Source organism: Rhizobium sp. SVR5-9E (assembly GCF_056755095.1).
In genome coordinates this window covers 141,115-165,570 of record NZ_JBNDHS010000003.1, presented here as the reverse complement: position 1 = coordinate 165,570, position 24,456 = coordinate 141,115, and the positions used below count along the sequence as shown (strand labels likewise).

The 24,456-nt window shown below is 61.9% G+C and carries 21 protein-coding genes; 7 read left to right on the top strand and 14 right to left on the bottom strand.

The genetic code is table 11. The features are described 5' to 3' along the window. Window positions 1-17 precede the first annotated feature (17 nt). Window positions 18-1,298: a multidrug effflux MFS transporter gene (locus tag ACPYOJ_RS03270; RefSeq protein WP_481414966.1), complete on the top strand. Its 1,281-nt coding sequence runs from the start codon at window positions 18-20 to the stop codon at window positions 1,296-1,298. A gap of 32 nt (window positions 1,299-1,330) precedes the next feature. Here ACPYOJ_RS03270 and ACPYOJ_RS03265 read toward each other — a convergent pair whose 3' ends face one another. The 10 genes from ACPYOJ_RS03265 to ACPYOJ_RS03220 form a co-directional block, all read right to left on the bottom strand. After that, window positions 1,331-2,155, bottom strand: a complete 825-nt coding sequence (locus ACPYOJ_RS03265) for an inositol monophosphatase family protein (protein ID WP_481414965.1) — start codon at window positions 2,153-2,155, stop codon at window positions 1,331-1,333. Between the two features lie 30 nt (window positions 2,156-2,185). Next, window positions 2,186-3,067 (bottom strand): tRNA 2-thiocytidine(32) synthetase TtcA, encoded by an 882-nt coding sequence (gene ttcA / locus ACPYOJ_RS03260; RefSeq protein WP_481414964.1) that lies wholly within the window; start codon window positions 3,065-3,067, stop codon window positions 2,186-2,188. 59 nt (window positions 3,068-3,126) lie between these two features. Beyond that, window positions 3,127-4,056: a glutaminase gene (locus ACPYOJ_RS03255; protein WP_481414963.1), complete on the bottom strand. Its 930-nt coding sequence runs from the start codon at window positions 4,054-4,056 to the stop codon at window positions 3,127-3,129. A gap of 69 nt (window positions 4,057-4,125) precedes the next feature. Next, a complete protein-coding gene (rpsD, locus tag ACPYOJ_RS03250) occupies window positions 4,126-4,743 on the bottom strand; it encodes a 30S ribosomal protein S4 (RefSeq protein ID WP_168831134.1) in 618 nt (205 codons plus the stop codon). A gap of 226 nt (window positions 4,744-4,969) precedes the next feature. Further along, window positions 4,970-6,484: a helicase HerA domain-containing protein gene (locus tag ACPYOJ_RS03245; protein ID WP_481414962.1), complete on the bottom strand. Its 1,515-nt coding sequence runs from the start codon at window positions 6,482-6,484 to the stop codon at window positions 4,970-4,972. Window positions 6,485-6,621: 137 nt separating this feature from the next. Beyond that, the gene (locus tag ACPYOJ_RS03240) at window positions 6,622-6,948 is read right to left on the bottom strand and encodes an MmcQ/YjbR family DNA-binding protein (RefSeq protein ID WP_481414961.1); all 327 of its coding nucleotides are present in this window, start codon (window positions 6,946-6,948) and stop codon (window positions 6,622-6,624) included. 79 nt (window positions 6,949-7,027) lie between these two features. Continuing rightward, a complete protein-coding gene (gene murI, locus ACPYOJ_RS03235) occupies window positions 7,028-7,831 on the bottom strand; it encodes a glutamate racemase (protein WP_481414960.1) in 804 nt (267 codons plus the stop codon). Then, entirely contained in the window at window positions 7,812-8,642 is an 831-nt protein-coding gene (locus tag ACPYOJ_RS03230) for an RNA methyltransferase (protein WP_481414959.1), read from the bottom strand. The genes murI and ACPYOJ_RS03230 overlap by 20 nt, the downstream gene beginning before the upstream one ends. A gap of 57 nt (window positions 8,643-8,699) precedes the next feature. Continuing rightward, a complete protein-coding gene (locus ACPYOJ_RS03225; RefSeq protein WP_481414958.1) occupies window positions 8,700-10,676 on the bottom strand; it encodes an FUSC family protein in 1,977 nt (658 codons plus the stop codon). An 88-nt stretch (window positions 10,677-10,764) separates the two neighbouring features. Further along, the gene (locus ACPYOJ_RS03220; RefSeq protein ID WP_481414957.1) at window positions 10,765-11,280 is read right to left on the bottom strand and encodes a hypothetical protein; all 516 of its coding nucleotides are present in this window, start codon (window positions 11,278-11,280) and stop codon (window positions 10,765-10,767) included. A 190-nt stretch (window positions 11,281-11,470) separates the two neighbouring features. On the opposite strand from ACPYOJ_RS03220, the gene ACPYOJ_RS03215 reads away from it, so the two are divergent. The 3 genes from ACPYOJ_RS03215 to ACPYOJ_RS03205 all read left to right on the top strand — a co-directional run bounded on the left by ACPYOJ_RS03215 (window position 11,471) and on the right by ACPYOJ_RS03205 (window position 13,917). Then, window positions 11,471-12,682: an NADP-dependent isocitrate dehydrogenase gene (locus tag ACPYOJ_RS03215; protein WP_481414956.1), complete on the top strand. Its 1,212-nt coding sequence runs from the start codon at window positions 11,471-11,473 to the stop codon at window positions 12,680-12,682. 76 nt (window positions 12,683-12,758) lie between these two features. Then, window positions 12,759-13,202, top strand: a complete 444-nt coding sequence (locus ACPYOJ_RS03210; protein ID WP_481414955.1) for an N-acetyltransferase family protein — start codon at window positions 12,759-12,761, stop codon at window positions 13,200-13,202. A gap of 88 nt (window positions 13,203-13,290) precedes the next feature. Then, window positions 13,291-13,917 carry a glutathione S-transferase family protein gene (locus ACPYOJ_RS03205; RefSeq protein ID WP_481414954.1) on the top strand — a complete coding sequence of 209 codons (627 nt, stop codon included), beginning with the start codon at window positions 13,291-13,293 and terminating at the stop codon, window positions 13,915-13,917. Between the two features lie 41 nt (window positions 13,918-13,958). On the opposite strand, the gene ACPYOJ_RS03200 is transcribed toward ACPYOJ_RS03205, so the two are convergent. The 3 genes from ACPYOJ_RS03200 to recA form a co-directional block, all read right to left on the bottom strand. Beyond that, window positions 13,959-14,447 (bottom strand): STM3941 family protein, encoded by a 489-nt coding sequence (locus ACPYOJ_RS03200; protein WP_481414953.1) that lies wholly within the window; start codon window positions 14,445-14,447, stop codon window positions 13,959-13,961. A gap of 24 nt (window positions 14,448-14,471) precedes the next feature. Then, window positions 14,472-17,132: an alanine--tRNA ligase gene (alaS, locus tag ACPYOJ_RS03195; RefSeq protein ID WP_481414952.1), complete on the bottom strand. Its 2,661-nt coding sequence runs from the start codon at window positions 17,130-17,132 to the stop codon at window positions 14,472-14,474. Window positions 17,133-17,287: 155 nt separating this feature from the next. Further along, window positions 17,288-18,376, bottom strand: coding sequence for a recombinase RecA (gene recA, locus ACPYOJ_RS03190; protein ID WP_168831121.1), 1,089 nt, complete (start codon window positions 18,374-18,376; stop codon window positions 17,288-17,290). 232 nt (window positions 18,377-18,608) lie between these two features. On the opposite strand from recA, the gene ACPYOJ_RS03185 reads away from it, so the two are divergent. Next, entirely contained in the window at window positions 18,609-19,553 is a 945-nt protein-coding gene (locus ACPYOJ_RS03185; protein WP_481414951.1) for a carbohydrate kinase family protein, read from the top strand. A gap of 30 nt (window positions 19,554-19,583) precedes the next feature. Next, window positions 19,584-20,510 (top strand): pseudouridine-5'-phosphate glycosidase, encoded by a 927-nt coding sequence (locus ACPYOJ_RS03180; protein ID WP_481414950.1) that lies wholly within the window; start codon window positions 19,584-19,586, stop codon window positions 20,508-20,510. A 27-nt stretch (window positions 20,511-20,537) separates the two neighbouring features. Here ACPYOJ_RS03180 and cckA read toward each other — a convergent pair whose 3' ends face one another. Continuing rightward, entirely contained in the window at window positions 20,538-23,144 is a 2,607-nt protein-coding gene (cckA, locus tag ACPYOJ_RS03175; RefSeq protein WP_481414949.1) for a cell cycle histidine kinase CckA, read from the bottom strand. A 277-nt stretch (window positions 23,145-23,421) separates the two neighbouring features. On the opposite strand from cckA, the gene ACPYOJ_RS03170 reads away from it, so the two are divergent. Then, a complete protein-coding gene (locus tag ACPYOJ_RS03170; RefSeq protein ID WP_481414948.1) occupies window positions 23,422-24,453 on the top strand; it encodes a flagellar biosynthetic protein FliO in 1,032 nt (343 codons plus the stop codon). Window positions 24,454-24,456: the final 3 nt, after the last annotated feature.

Sequence of the window (24,456 nt, the reverse complement as noted above, 5' to 3'; positions counted from 1 at the left end):
ATGACAGGATTTCAGAAATGACGCCGCAGCATAAGCCGCATATTGAAAATCAGGGCTCCAGCCGGATCGGCATGGGCTTTGCGGAATTTGTGATCACGATCGCCATCATGACTGCCAGCATCGCCATGGCGATCGACAGCATGCTGCCGGCGCTGCCTGCCATCGGCCATTCGCTGGGCGTGATGAGCACCAATGACGCGCAGCTGGTCATCGGCGTCTTCTTCTTCGGCTTCGGCATCTCGCAGATCGCCTTCGGCACGCTCTCCGATACTTTCGGCCGCCGCAAGATCCTGCTTGGTGGCATGGCCGTCTATGTCGTTGCCATGTTCGCCGCTGCCTGGACCAGCAGCTTCCACATGCTGCTCGTCATGCGCTTCATCCAGGGCATCGGCGGCGCGGCGGTCCGCATCACCACGATGTCTATCGTGCGGGATTGCTTCGGCGGCCGCGAGATGGCGCGCGTCATGTCCTTTGTGATGATCGTTTTCATGATCGTACCGATCGTCGCGCCGTCTGTTGGCCAGCTGATCATCACCTACGCCGACTGGCACTGGATCTTCATTCTGCTCGGCATCGTCGGCTCGATCCTCTTTACCTGGGCACTGCTGCGTCTCAAGGAGTCGCTGCCTGAGAACGAGCGCATTCCGCTCTCCGTCGGCTCGGTCGTCGACGGTTTCAGAACCGTCCTCACCAACCGCGTCACCTGCGGCTACATGATCGGCCTGACGATGTTCACGGGCGTCATCAGTGCCTATGTGATCTCTGTCCAGCAGGTCTTCGGCGAGGTCTATGGCCTCGGCGACTGGCTGCCGATTGCCTTCGCGGCAACGGCGGGCGGCATCGCGGTCGCGAACTTCGCCAACGGCTTCTTTGTCCGCCTCTTCGGCATGCGCCGCATCTCGCACACCGCGATGGTTCTCTTCACGATCGTTTCGGCCTTCGGCTATGTCATGGCGCTCGATACCAGCGTCAATTTCGCGCTGGACTACGCTCTGTTTTCGGTCCTGCTGATGATGTTTGCGGTCATCGCCACCAACTTCACGGCGATCAGCCTGGAGCCGATGGGCAACCTTGCGGGCACGGCAACCTCCATTACCGGTTTCGTCTCGACGACCGTCGGCGCATTGCTCGGCGGCACCGTCGGCCAGCTTTTCAACGGGACGGTTCAGCCGCTTTTCGGCGGCTTCGCTGTCTTCGGCGCGATCAGCATTTTGGCGACACTCTGGGCTGAGAAGGGCAAGCTCTTCACCCACCCCGGCGACAGCCCGCAGCTCGAGCCGGGCGCCGCACACTTCTAATGAAAAGCCCGCCGATCTGGCGGGCTTTCTTTTTAGATGGTGAAGACCTCGCGCCGCAGCAGCTCCCAGGACGCCCTGTCCGGTGCGATCAGCAATCCGCCGTCGACATGGTGCGGCAGGTAGGGCGTTCCATCGAAGCGGGCGGCATAGGCACCCGCCTCCTGGCAGATCAGCGTGCCCGCCAGATGGTCCCAGGGCATCAGCTTGTTGTACATGAGGTAGTGCACGTGGCCGGATGCAAATGTCCGGTATTCATGCGCTGCACAGCGGTAGTTCGCAAGGAAGCGAACCTTCGCGAGGTTTGCTAGGATTTCCGCACGCCGCCCCTTTGGCAGATAGCCGACCGATGCCATGCCGACCATTTGTTCCAGCGGAACCGGAGCCGTCACGGAAAGCCGCTCCGCCTCGCCTTCCGGCCGCCGCAGCCAGGCACCGCCGCCCTTCTCCGCCATCACCCAATCGTCGCCCATCGGGTCATAGATGATGCCGGCAACGGTTTCGCCCCGCGACACCACGGACGCCATGACCCCGAAGGCGGGAATCCCGGAGGCGAAATTGAACGTGCCATCAACCGGATCGACGACGATCGCAAGCTCGGCTCCCTGCAGCTTTTCGAGCAGCGCCGGGTCGGCCGCGACCGACTCCTCGCCGATGAACACCGCTTGCGGCCAGAGCCGCGCGGCCTCCGCCTTCATCATCCGCTCGGCCTGCTCGTCGGCTTCCGTCACGAGATCGGTCGCCTCGGTCTTGACGCGAACATCGCCGCTTCCGAGCCGCCGGAAGCGCGGCAATATCTCGGCCTTCGCCGCCCGCCGCAGGAGATCGGCTAGCGTCGTCACATCAACTGTCGAAGTCATGGCATTTCCTTGATTGGGAGGAGCGTCCAGTTACTCGCCCTTTGGCGACACTTCTGTGACCGTCAGGCTCGAAAAATCGAAAAGCTTCGGATCGAGCAGGTGCGAGGGGTTCACATGCGCGAGCGCTCGCAGCATCGTGTCCTTGCGGCCCGGCATGCGCCGCTCGATATCGGCAAGCATGTCCTTCATCGCGTTGCGCTGCAGGCCGTCCTGCGAGCCGCAGAGATCGCATGGTATGATCGGAAACTCCATCGCCGCCGCGAATTTCGCCATGTCGTCTTCGGCGCAATAGGCGAGCGGCCTCAGCACCATGAGGTTACCCTCATCGTTGAGCAGCTTTGCCGGCATCGAGGCAAGCCGCCCTCCGTGAAAGAAGTTCATGAAGAAGGTTTCGAGGATATCCTCGCGGTGATGCCCGAGAACCAGTGCATCGCAACCCTCTTCCTTGGCAATGCGGTAGAGATTGCCACGGCGAAGACGCGAACAGAGCGAGCAATAGGTGGCGCCTTCAGGCACCTTCTCCTTCACGATCGAATAGGTGTCACGGTATTCGATGCGGTGCTTGACGCCGATTTTGGCCAAATAATCCGGCAACACATGCTTCGGAAAATTCGGCTGGCCCTGATCCAGATTGCAGGCGATCAGCTCCACCGGCAAAAGGCCGCGCCATTGCAGTTCGAGAAGCAGCGCCAGCAGCCCGTAGGAATCCTTGCCGCCGGAAAGGCCGATCAGCCAACGCTTCTGGCCCTTCAGCATGTCGAAATCGTCGAAGGCCTGACGCACCTGGCGGAGCAGGCGCTTGCGCAATTTGTTGAACGAGACGGAACGCGGCGCATCTGCAAAGAGCGCATGGCCGATCGTGCCATCCTCGCGCGTGTCAAAATCGTCCGCAATATTCGCTGCGATGTTCATGGTCCCATCCAAATCGGCTACGGCCCTGCCTTAGCAGAAAGCGCGGCGGCAACACAGCGTCAATCGCCGAAAACCGACCAGCCGGTGCGCGCCGCCAGCATTTCGAGCGCCAGCGAGCCAAGCTGCGAGTTGCCAACCTTGTTCAAACCGGGCGACCAGACCGCGATCGACGCAATCCCCGGCGCCACCGCAAAGATGCCGCCGCCGACGCCGCTCTTGCCGGGCAGGCCGACATGATAGGCAAAGTCGCCTGAACCGTCATAGTGCCCGCACATCAGCATCAGCGCATTGATGCGCCGCGCCCGCTTCGGCGAAACGACCGAATGCCCGGTCGTCGGATTGCTCCCGCGTGCCGCGAGAAACAGTCCCGCTTTCGCAAGCTGCTCGCATGTCATCGCCAGAGCACACTGGTGGAAATAGACGCCGAGGACGTGATCGACCGGATGATCGATATTCTTGTAGGCACGCATGAAATTGGCGAGCGCAAAGTTGCGGTAGCCGGTCTGCGTTTCGGACTTCGCCACTTTGTCATCGATCGTCACCGACTCGTCGTCGGCAAGGTAGCGCACAAAACGCAGCAATTCGCCGATTGCCTCGCGCGGCGCGTGGCCAGCCATGACGACGTCGGTGACGGCAATCGCGCCGGCATTGATGAATGGGTTGCGCGGGATCCCGTGCTCGTGCTCGAGCTGCACGATGGAGTTGAAGGACGAACCCGACGGCTCGCGGCCGACACGCTTCCAGAGCCCCTCGCCCACCTTGCCGAGCGCCAGCGTCAGCATGAAGACCTTGGAAATGCTCTGGATGGAGAACGGCACAGCCGCGTCGCCGACGCGATAAATGTTCCCGTTAACCGTGACGATCGCCATGCCGAACTGCTTCGGATCGACCTTGGCCAGTTCCGGAATGTAATCGGCGACCGCGCCTTCGCCGATGCGGGGCGTCAGATCCTTGTAGATGCTGTCGAGGACTGCCTGCAAATCCACCATGGCTTCTCTCCAGAGACAAAAAAGCCGCCCCTGAAGGCGGCTTTTCCGTATGCGAACGTCTCGCGCTGATTAACGCGAATAGAATTCGACCACCAGATGCGGCTCCATGACGACCGGATAGGGTACGTCGGAGAGCGTAGGAACGCGGGCGAAGGTCGCAACCATCTTGTTGTGATCAACTTCGATGTAGTCCGGAACGTCGCGCTCAGCGAGGCTAACGGATTCCAGAACCGTAACGAGCTGCTTCGACTTCTGGCGAACTTCGATAACGTCGCCGGCCTTGCAACGGTAAGAGCCGATGTTGACGCGTACGCCATTCACGGTCACGTGGCCGTGGTTGACGAACTGGCGGGCAGCGAAAACGGTCGGAACGAACTTGGCGCGATAGACGATCGCGTCGAGACGCGACTCCAGAAGGCCAATCAGCTTTTCAGCCGTATTGCCCTTGACGCGGTTAGCTTCGTCGTAGATCGCACGGAACTGCTTTTCGCGCAGGTCACCATAGTAACCCTTCAGCTTCTGCTTGGCGCGCAGCTGCACACCGAAGTCCGAAAGCTTGCCCTTGCGGCGCTGACCATGCTGGCCCGGGCCGTATTCGCGGCGGTTCACCGGGGACTTCGGACGGCCCCAGATGTTTTCGCCCATACGGCGGTCAATCTTGTACTTGGACGATTCGCGCTTGCTCATCGTATTTCCTTTCAGAGTGTTAGGACGGTTCGTTGCCAAACCGCGTGAAGGAAACACGCCCTCCTTTGGCTTTCTCTCGAAAGCCCGACAGGATCATCCGGTTACGCGAACAGGACAAATCCACGGGACATGTCAAATGAAACACCGGACATCTCTGCCCGGTGCTGGCGCGGTGTTTATGGGTTCGTCGTGAAAATGTCAACAGCGACTTGCCCGAAAAGCCAAGCTATTCCGCCGCTTGCGGTTGATCGCTGCTATCCGGTGCATTCGCGTCACCCGGCGCCGTCTGGCAGTTCATGTCCGGGAAAGCCACGATGCGTTTGCCGGAGAAATCCGTGTGCACGACGATCGTCCCCTGTTCCTCGAAATAACCGAGAAGACGGCGCGCCCGACGCGCCGAGTGCGTCCCGTAGGCACGGGCGATGCGGGCGTCCGACGGGCATGGCTCGCCGCAGACCGCGGCCTTGGCGAGCATCAGGAACACGCCCTGCAGATCGTCGGTCACCGTCGCCGACAGCGACAGAGCTGTCGCCCAGGCATCGGTTGCGGCAGTCGCAGCATCGACGCCGGAACGCGAGATCGCAACACGCCGGCGGAAATCCGGCAAGGAGATCGGCGGCCCGGGCACGCGACGCATGCGCAGGCGCACCAGGAATTCCTGGTAGAGCACCGAATCCGTCCGGAAACCCGACGCGGGATCATCGAGGATTTCAGCCAGCACGGCCGACAAGCGTTCCTCGCGCTCTTCGGCGGAAAGCTCCGGCTGGCTGGCGCGCGGCTCGGCCGGCGCAGCGGTCGCTGCAGGCGCCGAGCGAGAAAGCTCGGCCAGAATGTCGGTCGTCGGACGTGGCGCTGGCGGTGCACGCCGAACGAGCGGCCGCTGAAATTCCTCCGGGTCCGGCGTGAAGATCAGGTCTTCCACATCCTGCGGCGCGTCCGGCAGCGGCATCAGCTTCGGGCTGTTGGAACGGGCCGAGGTCTCGACCGCGCCGATCTCAATCGGCAGCGGACGCCGCGACAGCGCCGGACCAAGCGCTACGAAATTCCCGCGCTTCAGATCGCGGAACATCTCGGCCTGACGCCGGTCCATGCCGAGAAGGTCGGCGGCGCGCGCCATGTCGATATCGAGAAAGGTGCGGCCCATCAGGAAGTTCGAAGCCTCCGCCGCAACGTTCTTGGCAAGCTTGGCCAGACGCTGGGTAGCGATCACGCCGGCAAGCCCCCGCTTACGACCGCGACACATCAGGTTGGTCATCGCGCCAAGCGACATCTTGCGCGCATCTTCCGCGACATCGCCACCGACCGATGGCGCAAACATCTGCGCTTCGTCGACCACGACCAGAACTGGATACCAATATTCGCGATCGGCATCGAACATGCCGTTGAGAAAGGCCGCCGCCGCTCGCATCTGCTCTTCGAGATCAAGGCCTTCGAGCGTCAGCACGCAGGAGACGCGGTGCTGACGGATGCGGTTGGCGATGCCCGCAAGCTCCGCCTCGGTCCGCTCGCCGTCGACGACCACATGGCCGAACCGGTCGCTAAGTGTGACGAAATCGCCTTCCGGATCGATGACGACCTGCTGCACCCATGGCGCCGACTGTTCGAGCAGCCGCCGCAGCAGATGCGACTTGCCGGAACCGGAATTGCCCTGCACGAGAAGGCGGGTCGCCAGCAGCTCCTCGATATCGAGCGTCGCCGGGCTGTTGCCGGACGCCATTCCCATATCGATACCAACCTGCAATGCAACGATCCTATTCAGATGAGACTCAATAATGCGGAGCGCCATTGTCCTGAAACGGCGCGCTCCCGTCTATCAAAGATTTCCCAGCATTTCGCCCTTACATTTCTAAAACCCACAGCGAATGCGCCGTCCGGACTTCATCGCCGCGCTGGTTTTCTGGGCTGAGCACGCTCCCAGGCCATGCGCAATGCATTCTCGAGATCCTCCTCGCCCAGCCGCGACAGATCGGCAGTCGTCCAGCCCTGCCTGCCCCAGGCATTCGGCACCGGCGAGAAGGCCTCCGGCAGCATCATGCATTTGAACTGCTGTTCGTCGGGCGTGAACTTGAAATTCGCCGTCCGGCTGTCGGCGGCGAGCGTGACGTAGTTCCGCGCGACCTTGAATGCCATGCGGTCGAAATGCGGGGCCTCGACCGTACCCTCCAGAGAGAGTGCGATACGCCGCAAGTCCTCGCCCGTCGCCATTGCACTATCTCCGACGCTGATCCGACTGTGAGCGTTATTTCTAGCACGATTGCTTCCCGGAAGCGTCGAGCATCCGCCCTCAGCCGACCTTCAGCCCGAAGCCCTGTATCAGCCGCCGCGTGGCGAAGTCGGGATTGCCAGAGGTGAACACTGCGAAGTCGAAGCCATCGGGATGAACCGCCCCGGCCACGTGCGGCACGAGGCTGCGGGCGCGCCTTGCAATGGCTTCCGCGGGGTCGAGCCAGTCCACCGGCCAGGGCGCCAGGCGGCGAAAGACATTGGCCATGAACGGGTAATGCGTGCAGGCCAGCACGATGATATCGGTCTTGCGGCCGTCCTTCTCGACGAAGCATTGGTCGATCTCGGCATAGACTGCGTCGTCGGAAACGGCATCTCCGCGAATGTAGGCTTCCACCATCCGCGCCAGGTTTTCCGAGCCGACGAGCCGCACATGGCACTGCTGCGCGAAGGACTGGATGAGATCGCGCGTATAGGCGCGCTTCACGGTTCCGGGGGTCGCGAGCACCGATACGAGGCCCGAGCGTGTCCGCTCCGCCGCAGGCTTGATCGCCGGCACGGTGCCGACGAACGTCATCTGCGGGAAGGCCGCGCGAAGATCGGCGCCGACCAGCGTAAAAGCCGTGTTGCAGGCAATGATGCAGACTTCCGGATCGTATTCCGCAAGCAGCTTGGCAAAGAGATCGATGACGCGCTCCTTGAGCGCCTGCTCCTCCCAGCCGCCATAGGGAAATCCGGCATCGTCGGCGACGTAGAGGAAACTGCGTTCGGGCATGAGCACGCGGGCTTCGCGGAGCACGGTGAGCCCCCCGATGCCGGAATCGAATACCAGAACCGGTTTCAGCTCATTCGCCGCTGCTGTCATCTTTCTGCTGTTCCTTGATGTCTGCAGGGAACCGGCCACCGCGCGGTGACTTGCGCGAGAAGCGGTCGAGGGAGGAGATCACACCGCGCAACACGCTAATTTCCTGTTCCGTGAAGGCGCGCCGCGAGAGAACTGCGCGCAGGTTGTCCACCATTTTGGGCTTTTTCCCGGCAGGATGGAAATAACCGCGCGCATCCAGCGCCTCTTCCAGCTGATCGAACAGGCCGAAGAGCTGTTCCTTGGTCGACTGCGTCTGCGACATCGCCTGAAACGGCACCGCTCCGGCGTCTTCCATGCCGGATTTCATCCATTCATAGGACATCAGGAGAACCGCCTGCGCGATGTTCAACGAGGCAAAGGCAGGGTTGACGGGGAAGGTGACGATCTCGTCGGCAAGCGCCACTTCCTCGTTGGTCAGCCCCCAGCGTTCACGTCCAAACAGGATGCCGGTCCCCTCGCCTGCGCGAAACTTCGCGCGCAGCGTCTCGGCCGCAACCACCGGCGACCGGACGGGCTTGAATCCATCCCGCTCGCGCGCTGTCGTCGCATAGACGAAATTCAGGTCGGCAACCGCCTGCTCCAATGTGTCATAAACCTTCGTGGCTTCGATGACGTGATCGGCCTTGGAGGCCGCGGCCTGCGCCTTCTCGTTCGGCCAGCCGTCGCGCGGATTGACTAGGCGCAACTCCGCAAGGCCGAAATTCGCCATTGCGCGCGCCACCATGCCGATGTTCTCGCCCATCTGGGGCTCCACCAGAATGATGACCGGCCCCTCGGCCAGAAGTTTACGCTCGCTGTTCGTGCCTGCCATGAAACGCCGTCCTTGCTTTCAATGCGGAATAGCTTTGCTCAGCGCAAACGGCAAGGCCTATGCTTGCGGGTAAAGCCGGTCGAGCATGCCGCCGATCATTTCCGCGGCAAGCCGGGCGCCGCCGCGTGAAAGCGGTAAATGCCGCCCCGCCGAAGCCGGTGTCGTCCGCTCGACGAAGAAGCATTCGGAGCGGCGTGCGGAAATCGTACCGAGCCTCGATCTTGCATCGGCAATCGATGCCCTCATGTCCTCGTCTTCCGAAATGTCCGCCCCGAAAGTCCCGGCCATGAGGCGAGCCCAATAGGTCGTGGCCAGAAAAGTCGCCAGCGTCCGCCTGATCCGGCCGGGCCGCGTCACCAAGGACCAGGACGAACCGAGCGGGCGCGCCGCAACGGTCAGGTCGCGATAAGCCGCATCGAGTTCTTGCGAAAACGGGATCAGCTCGAAACGGGACTTGCCATCAAGCGCTGCGGCAAGCAGCACATCGAGCGCCGAGTACCATTTCTTGAGGGCCGCATCCAGCGCTCCGCGCGTTCGCGCGGGAAACACCAGAAATGCGACGGCCGTTCCTGCGAGCACGCCGATCAGCGTTTCCCCGATACGCAACCGCAGCAGATCGAGCGTCAGTGCGCCGGTCAACCCGTAAACCAGACAAAGCACAATCGATACGAAGAACGTCATCGTCGCGTAGGAGACCGACAGGAAATAGAACCCGAGGAAAATGCAGAGGACAGCGACCGGAACGGCAATCGCCTGATGACCGGAAAGCAACGTCGCAAGTGCGAGCCCGATGGCAATGCCGAACAGCGTCCCCAGCGACCGCTGCAGCGCTTTCATGGCCGTGTCGCCGCGCGAATTCGTGTTGATGAAGACCAGGAAGGACGCAAGCACCGCCCAGAACCAGCGTTCGCGCGACAGCAGGAGCCCGAATGCCATCGCCAGCGCCGAAGCAAGCGTGATCTGCAACGACGCTTTGATCAGCGGATTCCGGACCGAAAAATCGATCGCCGGGGCAGCCGGCTTTCCGCTGGCTGCATCGATCGTTGCAAATCCTGAAATTCGGCCTTCCTCGATTGTCTTCGCCAGCTGATGTTTGGCCTGCCCGAGCCACAAGAGCGCGCGGCACGTTTCCACTGCCGCCTTGTCGTCCCCGTCTGCCAACCCGTCCGTCAGCGTGCTCTCACTGCCTTCGATCACCGCGTGGACGAGCGCAAAATCGGGCGGCTTCTGCAGGGTGAGAACGATGGTGCTCTCGGCAGCGAGATGCAGGTCGAACAACCGCACGGCCAGTTCTTCAGCGGGATCCGCTCCGCCGTCGAACACGCCGCCGGGCGGTCGCGGAATGAAGCTTTCCGCCATCAGAACCACTTCCTTCAGCCGCTCCTCGAGCTGCCGCAGCTCCTGCCGGTCGCTCTCTTGAACAAAGCCCTCCGAGGCGAGCGCTGCAAGCTTGAAGAGGATCTGATTGACCCTTCCCTGCACGCTTTCCAGCGACCTCAGGAGGTCGCTCCGCCAGTTGTCGGGCAACATCAGAACGGACACGACCTGTCCGATGGCGGCCGAAACGACGGGCCCGATTGCAATCAGCGGCAACTCGTCGAGCTTCGGGTGGAAATAAGACCCCATGAAATAGGAAAAAAACGCAAACATGCCGATCGCATGACCGCGCGGCCCGAACACCCGGCTCGATGTTGCAAGCAGGATCACTACAAGAAAGACGGCGTCCGACAGGTAGCGGTGCTCTTCAAGGCCTGCCGCAATGCCGAGCGCCACGAGACTGGCGATGCAGCCGAGCAGCCGGGTGACGAGCTGGCGCGAATAGCCCTTGTCGCGCACGGCGACGCCCCCTTCGACCGAAAGCACGATCCCGAGACCATAAGCGACCTGCGGCAGCGGTGTGACCAGGAAATGGAAGGCAATCAGGATGACGGTGGAAAAGACGACCGTCAGCGTTACCCGCGATGCCATGCGAAGCCGAGAAAGCGCCGGATCATTGGCAAGAAGCCAATCGCGAAAGTCAAAGCCGGAAAACAATGTGGACACCTTTCATGCGGCAGATCATGAGATGCCCTTTCTGCGAGATACTGCCGCGCCACCGGAAGCAACTCAAATCCGAACGACGTCAATTGCCGTCGATGATATCCGTCATGATCGCTTTCAGCGAGGTAGACTCCTTCGTCTCGCTGTCCTCGTTGACGATATCGTCAACCACCGGCTTGCCGCCTTCATCGATCAGTTCGAAGCGAACCGTTGAAACCACTTGCGCCTCCGGTCCATCCGCGCAATCCATCTTTCGAAAGCGCACGACGACCTCCGTCTTTCCATTGGCCGGCGGCGGCGTGATCGAAATATCCTTCAGCGGGCACGCATCCTCGCCGTTGACGATCACATCGTAATCGAAGGGCGAAATGCCGTCTTCCATCGCCGGATGCTTTTCGGCCTCATGATACTTCGCGACGAAGTCGCTGCTGAAACGCTGATCGATTTTCGCAGCATCGAAGATGTCGATCCACTCGGTATCGGCGCCCGACCAGTTGCTCACCGTCGCGTCCATGATCTCCTTCACGGGATCGGCAACGTCGGCGGCGTGCAGAGCGCCAGGTGCGGCAAGGAGACACAGCAAGGCTATCGTCTTCATCAAAAATATCCATCGGGCAACAAGCGGTGGCGGGACACTAGCCGAATCCGTGCGCTTGGCAATGGCCGCGCAAAAACCACGCCGCGGGCCGCTTGCGGCTTTGCGTTCCCGGTTCACAATGCTATAGCGCTCCGGACCCTATCACCCACCGGGACACCTGTTCCCATGCTAGCTTGAACGAGGCAGATACATGAAGAAGATCAAGGTCGCCAATCCCGTCGCCGATCTCGACGGCGATGAAATGACGCGCATCATTTGGCAGCTTATCAAGGACAAGCTGATCCATCCGTATCTCGACCTCAACATCGACTACTACGACCTCTCGGTTCAGAACCGCGACGCCACCAACGACCAGGTTACCGTTGATGCGGCCAACGCCATCAAGAAGTACGGCGTCGGCATCAAGTGCGCGACGATCACGCCGGATGAAGCGCGCGTGAAGGAATTCAACCTCAAGGAAATGTGGAAGAGCCCCAACGGCACGATCCGCAACATCCTGGGCGGCGTCATCTTCCGCGAGCCGATCATCTGCAAGAACGTTCCGCGCCTCGTTCCGGGCTGGACGCAGCCGATCGTCGTCGGCCGTCACGCTTTCGGCGACCAGTACCGCGCGACCGACTTCAAGTTCCCGGGCAAGGGCAAGCTGACCATCAAGTTCGTCGGCGAAGACGGCCAGGTCATCGAGAAGGAAGTCTTCAACGCGCCGGGCTCCGGCGTCGCCATGGCTATGTACAACCTCGATGAATCGATCCGCGAATTCGCCCGCGCCTCGATGATGTACGGTCTGATGCGCAAGTGGCCGGTTTACCTCTCCACGAAGAACACCATCCTCAAGGCCTATGACGGCCGCTTCAAGGACATCTTCGAGGAAATCTACGAGACCGAATTCAAGGATCAGTTCAAGGAAGCCGGCATCACTTACGAGCACCGTCTGATCGACGACATGGTCGCCTCGGCCCTCAAGTGGTCCGGTGGTTATGTCTGGGCCTGCAAGAACTACGACGGCGACGTTCAGTCCGACACTGTCGCGCAGGGCTTCGGTTCCCTCGGCCTCATGACCTCGGTTCTGCTGACGCCGGACGGCAAGACGGTTGAAGCCGAAGCCGCTCACGGCACGGTTACCCGCCACTACCGCCAGCACCAGAAGGGTCAGGAAACGTCGACGAACTCGATCGCCTCGATCTTCGCCTGGACCCGCGGCCTCGCACACCGCGCCAAGCTCGACGACAACGCAGAACTCGCCAAGTTCGCTTCGACCCTCGAAAAGGTCTGCGTCGACACCGTCGAAGCCGGCTTCATGACCAAGGACCTGGCGCTCTTGATCGGCCCCGATCAGCCCTGGCTCTCCACGACGGCGTTCCTCGACAAGATCGACGAGAACCTTCAGAAGGCCATGGCATAAGCCATCAGAAAGAAGCAAAACGAGCGGCGGGGATTTCCCCGCCGTTTTCGTTTCAACGGCAATAAGGGAACAGAAAATGACGACAATCCGCCTGCTTCAACCATCCGATCGTGCCGCCTGGGAGCCGCTCTGGCAGGGCTACCAGCGCTTCTATGAAGTCGCCATTCCGGCCGCGACGACCGAGCTGACTTGGTCGCGGTTCCATGATCCGGCGGAACCAATGCACGCCTTCGGCGCCTTCGACGAGACCGGCCGCCTCGTTGGCATCGTGCATGCAATTTTTCATCGATCCACATGGCTTCCGCAATGGACCTGCTACCTGCAGGACTTATACGTCGAGGCGGACCAGCGCGGTCTCGGAACCGGCGCAGCACTCATCGACAGGGTTGCCGATCTCGCCCGCGAGCACGGAGCCGGGCGCCTCTACTGGATGACGCACGAGACGAACGAGCGGGCACAGCGGCTCTACGACCAGATTGCACAGCGCTCCGGCTTCATTCAATACCGCAAACAGCTGTGATTGTTGCCACGAATTGACCGTCGCCTCTGTTAGGCATTGCCGCATCGTTCGCCTGCGCCAGATATCAGGCACCGAGGAGGAGATTATCATGAGCGAAGAGCTGGTGTTCTACACCAATCCGATGTCGCGCGGCCGTATCGCCCGCTGGATGCTTGAGGAGACAGGCGCTCCCTACCGCACGGAAATCATGAGATTCGGCGACACCATCAAGTCGCCTGAATACCTGGCCGTGAACCCGATGGGTAAAGTGCCTGCCATCAAGCATGGCAAGACGATAGTCACGGAATGTGCCGCGATCTGCGCCTATCTCGCCGAGACCTTCCCGGAAAGAGAGCTCGCTCCGAAGCCGGAAGAGCGCGGCAGCTATTATCGCTGGATGTTCTTCGTCGCCGGACCGCTCGAAGCAGCAGCTACCAATAGTGCGCTCGGCTTTGTAACCCCTGCAGAAAAGGCTCGCATGGCCGGCTACGGCAGTTTTGCCGATGTGATGGACACGCTCGAAAAGGCTGTAATCGAGAACCCCTATATCGCCGGCGATCGCTTTACCGCCGCCGACGTTTACGTCGGCTCCCACATCGGCTGGGGTCTGGGCATCGGCACGATCGAGAAGCGGCAGGGTTTCGTGGATTATGCCGCCCGCGTGGCCAATCGCGAAGGCTACCGGCGAGCCACCATGCTGGACGACGAAGCCATGAAGGCGATGCAGGCCGCATGAAATAACATAGCGGCAGAGGCTACGGCCGAAAATCGGCCGCGCTATTCCTCGCCGCGCTTGCCGACCAGCTCGAGTACGCGATCTGCGGGCATAGTAAGCCCGCTCATGGCGACGGTGATGAAGTCTTCGGACTTGCCCATCGCCTTGTTGTTGAGCTTGGTCATGCGCCGAAGCGAGAGCGCGGCCACAGCCTGCGGCTTGATTTGCAGCTCGATGAATTTCTGCCGATGAACCTGGAAGAGGCGGGCGGCAAGCAGATCATCCCACTTGATCCGCTCTTTGGCCGCATCAGGAATCATTAGACCCTCGGCAGAAAAATCGAGTGCCGGTCGGCGGTCCAAAGCCTTGATAAGCAGGAGGATGAAGCTGATGAAGAAGAAGCCGCCGCCGATGATGCCGATCAAAAGGGGCAGATTGCCTGCCCCTTCCCGCTGGTAGCCGCCGAAGCCGACAAAGCCAAGCAGCACCGCCATCACCAGGGCAAGCAGCGTCAGCCCGACCATCTTTGCCTGCGAGCGATAAACCTTCATCGAAGCCCCAACCTATTGCGATACTCAGCCAGCAAGCGCTGCCGCGACAGCCTCGATCGCGTCTTCGGCCTTGGATCCGTCGGGCCCACCGGCCTGCGCCATATCCGGTCGCCCGCCGCCGCCCTTGCCGCCAAGAGCGGCCGATGCGACGCGCACCAGATCGACGGCGCTGAACCGTCCCGTCAGGTCCGGCGTCACGGCGACGACTGCGCTCGCCTTGCCGTCTTCGGAAACACCGATCAGCGTCACGACTCCCGAGCCGATGCTGGACTTGCCGTCGTCGGCGAGCCCCTTCAGATCTTTCGGGTCGACACCTGTGACTGCCTTGCCCAGAAACTTCACACCGGCAACTTCGCGTGCGGCATCGGCCGATCCACCCTGTCCGCCGCCCATGGCAAGCTTGCGCTTGGCATCCGCCAGTTCGCGCTCCAGCTTGCGGCGCTCGTCCACAAGCGCTTCGACGCGCGAGAGCACTTCGGAAGGCTGAACCTTCAGCGACGAAGCAAGCGATTTCACGCGTTCGTCCTGTTCGGTCAGATATTCGCGGGCGGTTTCACCGGTCACCGCCTCGAGGCGGCGAACGCCGGCCCCGACCGCGCTCTCACCGAGGATGCGAACCAGGCCGATCTGGCCCGTCGCCGAGACATGCGTGCCGCCACAAAGCTCGATCGAGTAAGGCTTGCCGGCCTTCGTGCCGCGCACGCCCTCACCCATCGCAACGACGCGCACTTCATCGCCGTACTTCTCGCCGAAAAGCGCCATGGCACCCTCGGCAATCGCGTCATCGACGCTCATTAGGCGCGTCGTGACCGGCGCGTTCTGCAGCACGATCTCGTTGGCCATGTCCTCGACGACCTTGAGCTCCTCGGCGGACATCGGCTTCGGATGCGAGACGTCGAAGCGCAGGCGCTCGGGTGCGACCAGCGAGCCCTTCTGCGCCACATGCGTGCCGAGCACTTCGCGGAGCGCCTCGTGCAGCAAGTGCGTTGCCGAGTGGTTCGCCCGCAGCCGCGACCGGCGTGCATGGTCGACGGTCAGCGCGACGGCGTCGCCCGCCTTGATCGAACCTTCGGCGACGATACCGGAATGCACGAAGAGGCCTTCGCCCTTCTTCTGCGTGTCGGTGATCTCGACCTTCGCGTGATCCGAGCTGATGATGCCGGTATCGCCCACCTGACCGCCGGATTCGCCGTAGAATGGCGTCTGGTTGACGACGATCTGCACCTTGTCGCCGGCGGTAGCGGATTCGACGGCAGCGCCATCCTTGACGATCGCCTGAACGACACCTTCGGCCGTCTCGGTATCATAGCCCAGGAATTCGGTTGCGCCGTGCTGTTCCTTGAGCTCGAACCAGATGGTCTCGGTCGCTTTGTCGCCGGAACCCGCCCAGTGCGACCGGGCTTCCGCCTTCTGGCGCCCCATTGCATCGGTAAAGCCGGCCAGATCCACGCCGATCTCGCGGGCACGCAGCGCATCCTGCGTCAGGTCGAGCGGGAAACCGTAGGTGTCATAGAGCTTGAATGCCGTCTCGCCATCGAGCATGTCGCCCTTGCCAAGCGTCGTCGTGGCATCCGAAAGCAGCGACAGGCCACGTTCCAGCGTCTTGCGGAAACGGGTTTCCTCAAGCTTCAGCGTCTCGGAGATCAGCGCTTCGGCGCGTACCAGCTCGGGATAGGCGCGGCCCATCTGCTGGACCAACGCCGGCAGCAGCTTCCAGATCAGCGGTTCCTTGGCACCCAGCAGCTGGGCATGGCGCATGGCGCGGCGCATGATGCGGCGCAACACGTAGCCGCGGCCTTCGTTCGACGGTAGAACACCATCAGCGATCAGAAACGCCGAGGAACGCAGATGGTCGGCGATGACCCGGTGGCTCGCGCGGCGCTCGCCCTCGGCCTTCACGCCGGTCGCCTCTTCCGAAGCTTCGATCAGCGCCCGGAACAGGTCGATGTCGTAGTTGTCGTGCTTGCCCTGCAGCACGGCGGCAACGCGTTCCAGCCCCATGCCGGTGTCGATGGAGGGACGCGGCAGGTCGACACGCTCTTCCTTCGTCACCTGCTCGTACTGCATGAAGACGAGGTTCCAGATCTCGATGAAGCGGTCGCCATCCTCCTCGGGCGAACCCGGCGGGCCGCCCCAGATCTGCTCGCCATGATCGTAGAAGATTTCCGAACAGGGGCCGCAAGGGCCGGTATCTCCCATCGCCCAGAAATTGTCGCTGGTCGGAATGCGGATGATCTTGTCATCCGGAAGGCCGGCGATCTTCTTCCAGAGGTTAAAGGCGTCGTCGTCGGTGTGATAGACGGTGACCAGCAGGCGCTTGGCGTCGAGACCGAATTCCTTGGTGATCAGGTTCCAGGCAAGCTCGATCGCGCGCTCCTTGAAATAATCGCCGAACGAGAAGTTGCCGAGCATTTCGAAGAAGGTGTGGTGGCGCGCGGTATATCCGACATTGTCGAGGTCGTTGTGCTTGCCGCCGGCGCGAACGCATTTCTGCGCCGTCGATGCGGTCTTGTAGGGGCGCTGTTCCAGACCGGTGAAGACGTTCTTGAACTGCACCATCCCGGCATTGGTGAACATCAGCGTCGGGTCGTTACGCGGCACGAGCGGGCTCGACGGCACGATCTCGTGGCCGTTCTTCTTGAAATAGTCGAGAAAGCTCGACCGGATATCATTCACACCGCTCATGCTATGCCCTTCAATGCTGCCCGAGGCAGGTCAAAACTCAAATCCAGTGGCTTTTAACGTTCACCCTTGCCACTGTCCAGCAGACAAACAAAACCGGCCGCATTCTGGTCAGGAATGCGGCCGGTTTCGATATGCCGGAGTGGCAGCTGTAAAAACTACATATCCGTGTCGGTGTCGCCATCGTTGGCGTCCGGTCCACCATTCTGCAGGAACCGGTCGGCGATAAGACCCGCATTCTGACGAAGGGCCATCTCGATCTCGCGGGCGAGATCCGGATTGTCACGCAGGAAGAGCTTGGCGTTCTCGCGGCCCTGGCCGAGACGCTGGCTGTTGTAGGAGAACCAGGCACCGGACTTCTCGACGATGCCGGCCTTGACGCCGAGATCGACCAGCTCGCCGGTCTTCGATACGCCTTCACCATACATGATGTCGAATTCGACCTGCTTGAACGGAGGCGCCATCTTGTTCTTGACGACTTTGACGCGGGTCTGGTTGCCGATCACCTCTTCGCGCTCCTTGACCGCGCCGATGCGGCGGATGTCGAGGCGGACAGAGGCGTAGAACTTCAGCGCGTTTCCGCCCGTCGTCGTTTCCGGCGAGCCGAACATGACGCCGATCTTCATGCGGATCTGGTTGATGAAGATGACCATGGTGTTCGACTTGGAGATCGACGCCGTCAACTTGCGCAGCGCCTGGCTCATCAGGCGCGCCTGAAGGCCTGGAAGACTGTCGCCCATCTCGCCCTCGATTTCGGCACGCGGCGTCAGCGCCGCAACCGAGTCGACAACGAGAACGTCGACCGCTCCCGAGCGTACCAGCGTATCGGTGATTTCGAGTGCCTGCTCGCCGGTATCCGGCTGGGAGATCAAAAGGTTCTGGAGATCGACGCCGAGCTTGCGGGCATAGACCGGATCGAGCGCATGTTCCGCATCCACGAATGCGCAGATGCCGCCCTTCTTCTGCGCTTCGGCGATCGTCTGCAGTGCCAGCGTCGTCTTGCCCGAGCTTTCCGGTCCGTAGATTTCGATGATGCGGCCCTTCGGAAGACCGCCGATGCCGAGCGCGATATCGAGGCTGAGGGAACCGGTCGATACCGTTTCGACCTCGATGACGCTCTCGTTCGCGCCAAGTTTCATGATCGAGCCCTTGCCGAACGACCGCTCGATCTGTGAGAGTGCCGCTTCAAGTGCCTTGCTTTTGTCCACCGATTTGTCCTCTACAAGCCGCAATGTATTCTGTGACATTCGATCCACCTTTAGGTTATTGAAGCCGCTCTAGCAATGTCGCCGTTGATATCGGGTTTGTACGCCATTTGTTCTCATTTCGCAAGTGGGGTCCAAATGGTTGAAAGAAAAAGGCAAAACGGTCTGTGTTCTACGTTTGTTTTATTGATGCAAAGCAACGGCTTAGATTGCGGCGCAAGCACGCGGGGGCTCCTCTGCGGCCCCGTCGATTCGATCATCGGGAACTGAAGACATGAAGAACAGGATTCTCGTTCTCGGCGGCGCGCATATCGATCGGCGCGGGCGTATCTCCGGCGAGACGGCGCCGGGGGCCAGCAACCCCGGCGAATGGTTCGAGGAGCCGGGCGGCGGCGCCTTCAATGCCGCCAGGAACCTCGCGCGGCTCGGCTTCGATGTGACGATGATTTCCCCGCGCGGCGGCGATCCGACGGGCGAATTGGTGACGGAGGCAGCCTACGCGGCCGGTATCGACGACCGGCCCTTCGTCTTTCTCGACCGCAAGACCCCAAGTTACACCGCGATAATCGAGCGGGATGGCAATCTGGTGGTGGCGCTGGCCGACATGGAACTCTACCGCTACTTCGTCCCGCGACGGCTGGCGATCCGCTGGGTGCGCGAAGCCTTCGCCGCCACCGACCTCATCCTTTTCGACGCAAACCTGCCGGAAGATACGATCACCGCGCTCGTGAGCCGCGCCAATGCGCTCGGCAAACCGGTTGCCGCGATCGCCATATCCCCGGCAAAGGTCGTCAAGCTCAGGCCTTCCATTAGTGGCATCGACCATCTTTTCCTCAACGAGGCGGAAGCCGCGGCCCTGACCGGCCGGCGCCCGGAGAGGCCGGAAGACTGGCTGTCACTGCTCGGCGACATGGGCCTCAAAGGCGGCGTCGTCACGCGCGGGCAGCGCGAGCTGATCGCTTTCGGCCCGGATGGCGCCTTCTGCCTGCAGCCTCCATCGGTCGAGACCGTCGCCGACGTCACCGGTGCAGGCGACTCGCTCGCAGCCGGCATCCTTTCCGCCTTGATGCACGGGGCGCCGCTCGAGGAGGCCATCCGGCATGGCGCGGCGGCGGCCGCGCTGACCGTCCAGTCGCCGCATGCCGTCAATGAAAGGCTGACACCCAGCCTGCTTGCGGACACACTGGCTCTTGTTCAGAGCGCAAGAATTCTGCATTGAATCTGCAGCACCGATGAAACGGAAGAGACAATGACCAAACCGATCTCCCCTCTCCTGCCGGTCTCCTATTCCAAGGAGGTTGCCGCTGCAAAGCAGCGCGGCGCGCCGCTGGTGGCACTCGAATCGACCATCATCACCCATGGCATGCCTTACCCCGGCAATATCGAAATGGCCCGCAGCGTCGAGGCGATCATCCGCGAGCAGGGTGCAGTGCCGGCAACGATTGCCGTCATTCACGGCATTCTGCATGTCGGGTTGGAGCCGGAGGAGCTCGAGAAGCTCGCGCAGGAAAAAGACGTGATGAAGGTCTCGCGTGCCGACCTCGCCTTCGCAGTTGCCGAGCGCCGCACGGGCGCCACAACGGTTGCCGCAACGATGATTGCGGCGGCCCGCGCCGGCATCAAGGTCTTTGCCACCGGCGGTATCGGCGGCGTACATCGGGGTGCCGAAGAAAGCTTCGATATCTCCGCTGACCTGCCGGAACTTGCCCGCACCGGCGTCATCGTCGTCTGCGCCGGCGCCAAGGCGATCCTCGACATTCCGAAGACACTCGAAGTGCTGGAAACCAGCGGCGTCCCGGTCGTCACCTACGAAAGCGAAGAGTTTCCGGCCTTCTGGTCGCGCTCCTCGGGCTTGAGAAGCCCCCTGTCGCTGAACAGCCCGGCCGCCATCGCCAATTTCCAGGCCACCCGCGAGCAGCTCGGCATCGACGGCGGCATGCTCGTTGCCAATCCGGTCCCGGAAGCCGACGAGATCCCGCGCGAGGAGATGGAGATCTATATCGAGCGGGCGCTGGACAGTGCCGAGCGCGATGAAATCTTTGGCAAGGCCGTTACGCCCTATCTCCTCAGCACCATCTTCGATCTGACGGAAGGCCGCAGCCTTAAGACCAATATCGCGCTGGTCGAGAACAACGCACGTCTGGCAGCCGAGATCGCCGTCGCACTGGACGATTGAAGTCCGCGGGAGGCGCTTGCCGCCTCCCTATTCGCTTTCGAGAGTTTCCTTGACGACGACGGCAAGCTGCTTCAGCGAGAAGGGCTTCGGCAGGAAGCCGAACTTGGCGTCCGGCGGCAGATTGCGGGCAAAAGCGTCTTCCGCATAGCCGGAAACAAAGATGAACTTCATGTCCGGATATCTCTTGCGCAGTTCGCGCAACAGCGACGGCCCGTCCATTTCCGGCATGACGACATCCGAAACGACGACGTCCACCTTGCCGTCCAGTTCGTCCATGATGTCGAGTGCTTCGGTGCCTGAACCTGCCTCGTGGACCGTATAGCCGCGGGTCTCCAGCATTCGCTTGCCGCCCCGGCGCACTGCCTCCTCGTCCTCGACGAGCAGGATGACGGCATTGCCCGTCAGGTCTTCCGGCTGCTCCGGCTGAGCTGCGGCCGCCTGCTCGGACTGTCCGGCTTCCATCACCTCGAGAGCTTCGGCCTCGGCGGCAACAGCCGCATCGGCAATATGGCGAGGCAGGAAGATGCGGAACGTGGTTCCCTTGCCGACTTCGGATTCCGGCTGAATGTAGCCGCCGGATTGCTTGACGATGCCGTAGACCATCGCAAGCCCGAGACCCGTTCCCTTGCCCACCTCCTTGGTCGTGAAGAAGGGCTCGAAGATCTTGTCCATGATCTCGGGCGCGATCCCGGTCCCCGTGTCGGCGACCTCGACCAGCACCATATCCTCATGCGGCATGTAGGAATAATTGAACCCGGCCACCTCGGCCGCCGTCACGTTGCGGGTGCGCAGCGTCAGCTTGCCGCCCTCGGGCATGGCATCGCGCGCGTTGACGCAAAGATTGATCAGCACCTGCTCGAACTGCGACAGGTCGGTCTTTACCGGCCAGAGGTCGCGGCCGTATTCGACATCGAGCTTGACGTTTGTGCCGGACAGCAACCGGTCGACGAGCATGCGCAGATCGCCGACGACATCCGTGAGGGTCAAGACGGTCGGCCGCATCGTCTGCTTGCGCGAGAACGCCAGCAGCTGGCGCACGAGAACGGCCGCGCGGTTGGCATTGCGCTTGATTTCCATCAGATCGGCAAAGCTTGCATCGGCGGGACGCGCCTGCAGCAGCAGATGGTCGGAAGACAAAAGGATCGCCGTCAGCACGTTGTTGAAGTCGTGCGCTATGCCGCCCGCAAGCGTGCCGACTGCATTCATTTTCTGCGTCTGGGCCATCTGGGCTTCCAGCGCCTTCTGTTCCGTCGTCTCGACGGCGTAGACGATGGCCGCTTCTTCCGGCGCCTCGTCGCTTTGATCGATGACGGCGTTGACGTAGAAGCGGAAATGCCGCCCTTCGTCGTTCGGCATGCGTGAATCGATCGGCGCAATATCGCCCTGGCGGTCCTTCGCGGCGGCCAGCGCATCCGTCAGCCTCTGGCGGTCGCTTTCCTGAACGATGACTTCGAGGGCTGCGCCATTGTCGACATCGTCGCGCGACACGATGCCGGAGAAGAGCTTGAGGAACGGCGCATTCGTGCGAAGGATACGGCCGTTCCCGTCGACCGACGCGATCGCCATCGGCGTGTTGTTGAAGAAGCGTGTAAAGCGCATCGCGGCAGCCGAAGCCGACTGCTCGCTCTCGGTGCCCGCCTGCCGCCTTAGCACGATCGTCCGGCTTTCGCCCGGTGCGCCGTCGCGTGTGGACGTCACGCTGTGGACAATCTGAACCGGCAGGCTCTGGCCGTTCGCCTTCTTGAGGTCGAGGTCAAGCGTGTCCGTCTTCTTGAGCCCGGGCTCGGCCTGCACCGATTGGATGAGAGCCAGCCCGCCGCCCGCCACGAGATCGCCGATCGTCATCGACCCTGGCACAAACTTGGTGAGATCGACTCCCAGCCATTCGGCAAGCGTCGCATTCACGTAGAAGATCTCGCCCTTGCGCCCCGCTGAGAAGAAGCCGGCCGGCGCATGGTCAAGATAGTCGATCGCGTTCTGCAGTTCCTTGAAGAATCGCTCCTGGTCGTCCCGCTCGGAGGTGATGTCGCTGATCTGCCAGATATGCAGGGGCTTTCGGGGGCTCTCCTCGGTTTTCAGCGTTCGCGCCTTGAGGCGGTACCAATGAGCGCCCGAACCGTTCGACGACGGCCCAAGAGCCCGCAGCAGACGGAATTCCTCCTGCCCCTCCCGGCCCTCTCGAAGCCCGTTCGTCAGCCGGTACAACGCCTCGTTCGACTCCCGATGCCGGGAAAGCAGCGCTTCAAGCGTCTGGACCTCGGTCGGCTTGCGCGCGCCGGTGAGCTTCCCGTAGGCAGCGTTGGCGTAGATGATGCGGCCCTTCTCGTCGGTAATCAGCGAACCGTCGGGGTGGCTGTTGAGAAACGACCGGGCGAGGCTGTCCGATTGCCGTTGCGGCATCACTTCGATGAAGCCGATGACCGAGGAAACCAGGAAGAAGATGCCGACCATTGCCAGCACGCCAAGGACACCAAGCACCATCTGGTTATCGAGTGACTCTTTGAAGAAAACAAATGCTGCCGCGGCAGCAACAAGCACCAGCGCCAGAAGAATGATGCGAACAGCCGTCCCGGAGCGCCCTCCGCGATCCACGATCGGGGCGTTGTAGTCGTCAGCCTGACGTGGTGTCGTCATCTATTCCTCGCATGAGCCTGTCTGGCTTTGTGATAATCTTAAGACAAAGCAGGAATCAGGCGTTCGTTCATTATTAGCAATTTGCGGCGCTTGCAAAAACACTGTGAGTGGCCAAGAAAGCTTGAATTCACAGGCAACAGGGCCAGTTTCGCAACCAAGTATTTCCGGATGAAACCTGCGCTTGCGACGCCGCCGTGACTGGACAAGCATGCGACCTATTGCCTAAGGAATTGAAAAGCCGTCACATATGATGAGGCCGCAACGGGAGTAAAGGATCATGTTCGACGATGTAATGGGCGCTTATGGCAGCCGTTTCCTCCTCGCAGCCGGCGGGGTCGGCATCGCCCTGCTGGTCTTGATCGGCATCTTCTGGATCCTCCGCAGCCGGGCGCCTTCGCCTTTCGTGCGCGGCGGCAAGAATCGTCAGCCCCGTCTGCAGGTTCTGGATGCGGCAGCTGTCGATACGCGCCGCCGGCTGGTGCTCGTGCGCCGTGACGATGTCGAGCATCTCATCATGATCGGCGGCCCGACCGACATCGTCATCGAAAGCCGGATTGGGCAGGAGAGCGAAGATCGATTCGAGCCCGCTTTCAAGCCCATACCGGCGCCCCAGCCTACCCCGGTGATCGCAGCGCCAGAACCGCCGGTGGTGCCGCAGCCGAAGCTGGCAGCACCCGTCGAGCGTGAAGCTGAAGCGCCGGAGGTCCGAACTCCTGCGCCCGCCGTCGAGCCACGTTCTGGTCCCCCCGAACGCGTTGTTGCGGCGCATCCTGCACCGGCGCCCGCAATACCGCCTATGGCGGCGCCACCGGTTCCGGCAGCAAACATCGAACCCGAGACCGCCCCGTCTGCTGCACAGCCGCCCGTCATTCCAAGGGCTCCCGAAAAGGCTCCGGAACGCCCAGTCGCCCCGGTTGTGGAGGCAGCCAGCGCCGCCGATGTCCTCGATGCCGCGCGCCAGCGGGTGCTGCCGCAGCAGCGATTGGAGCCGCAGCTCTCGACCCGACCGGCGCAAAGCCCGCCAACCGTCGAGCAAGGCATACCGGTGGTCAGAGGCGAGGCAGCCGCCGCCGCTCCAAAGAGCTCAGTCAGCGATTTCGAACGGATCCTTCAAGAAGAGATGGACAATACGCTGGCTGCGCAGCGCGTCGTACCTGTTGCCAACGCCCCTGCCCGGCCTGCTCCGTCGCCGTCCGGCAGCCTGCCGCGCCGCGATCCGGAAATGGCGCCGATCACCGGCGCCGATTCCGACCTACAGAAGGAAGTGGCGCGTATCTTTGGCGAGATGAGCGTCAACCGCGAAAAATAAGCG

Excerpts from the sequence above, each read along its gene's own strand:
- ACPYOJ_RS03270 (WP_481414966.1), top strand. The coding sequence starts at position 18 with ATGACGCCGCAGCATAAGCCGCATATTGAAAATCAGGGCTCCAGCCGG.
- ACPYOJ_RS03265 (WP_481414965.1), bottom strand. The coding sequence starts at position 2,155 with ATGACTTCGACAGTTGATGTGACGACGCTAGCCGATCTCCTGCGGCGG.
- ttcA (WP_481414964.1), bottom strand. The coding sequence starts at position 3,067 with ATGAACATCGCAGCGAATATTGCGGACGATTTTGACACGCGCGAGGAT.
- ACPYOJ_RS03255 (WP_481414963.1), bottom strand. The coding sequence starts at position 4,056 with ATGGTGGATTTGCAGGCAGTCCTCGACAGCATCTACAAGGATCTGACG.
- rpsD (WP_168831134.1), bottom strand. The coding sequence starts at position 4,743 with ATGAGCAAGCGCGAATCGTCCAAGTACAAGATTGACCGCCGTATGGGC.
- ACPYOJ_RS03240 (WP_481414961.1), bottom strand. The coding sequence starts at position 6,948 with ATGGCGACGGGCGAGGACTTGCGGCGTATCGCACTCTCTCTGGAGGGT.
- murI (WP_481414960.1), bottom strand. The coding sequence starts at position 7,831 with ATGACAGCAGCGGCGAATGAGCTGAAACCGGTTCTGGTATTCGATTCC.
- ACPYOJ_RS03230 (WP_481414959.1), bottom strand. The coding sequence starts at position 8,642 with ATGGCAGGCACGAACAGCGAGCGTAAACTTCTGGCCGAGGGGCCGGTC.
- ACPYOJ_RS03220 (WP_481414957.1), bottom strand. The coding sequence starts at position 11,280 with ATGAAGACGATAGCCTTGCTGTGTCTCCTTGCCGCACCTGGCGCTCTG.
- ACPYOJ_RS03215 (WP_481414956.1), top strand. The coding sequence starts at position 11,471 with ATGAAGAAGATCAAGGTCGCCAATCCCGTCGCCGATCTCGACGGCGAT.
- ACPYOJ_RS03210 (WP_481414955.1), top strand. The coding sequence starts at position 12,759 with ATGACGACAATCCGCCTGCTTCAACCATCCGATCGTGCCGCCTGGGAG.
- ACPYOJ_RS03205 (WP_481414954.1), top strand. The coding sequence starts at position 13,291 with ATGAGCGAAGAGCTGGTGTTCTACACCAATCCGATGTCGCGCGGCCGT.
- ACPYOJ_RS03200 (WP_481414953.1), bottom strand. The coding sequence starts at position 14,447 with ATGAAGGTTTATCGCTCGCAGGCAAAGATGGTCGGGCTGACGCTGCTT.
- alaS (WP_481414952.1), bottom strand. The coding sequence starts at position 17,132 with ATGAGCGGTGTGAATGATATCCGGTCGAGCTTTCTCGACTATTTCAAG.
- recA (WP_168831121.1), bottom strand. The coding sequence starts at position 18,376 with ATGTCACAGAATACATTGCGGCTTGTAGAGGACAAATCGGTGGACAAA.
- ACPYOJ_RS03185 (WP_481414951.1), top strand. The coding sequence starts at position 18,609 with ATGAAGAACAGGATTCTCGTTCTCGGCGGCGCGCATATCGATCGGCGC.
- ACPYOJ_RS03180 (WP_481414950.1), top strand. The coding sequence starts at position 19,584 with ATGACCAAACCGATCTCCCCTCTCCTGCCGGTCTCCTATTCCAAGGAG.
- cckA (WP_481414949.1), bottom strand. The coding sequence starts at position 23,144 with ATGACGACACCACGTCAGGCTGACGACTACAACGCCCCGATCGTGGAT.
- ACPYOJ_RS03170 (WP_481414948.1), top strand. The coding sequence starts at position 23,422 with ATGTTCGACGATGTAATGGGCGCTTATGGCAGCCGTTTCCTCCTCGCA.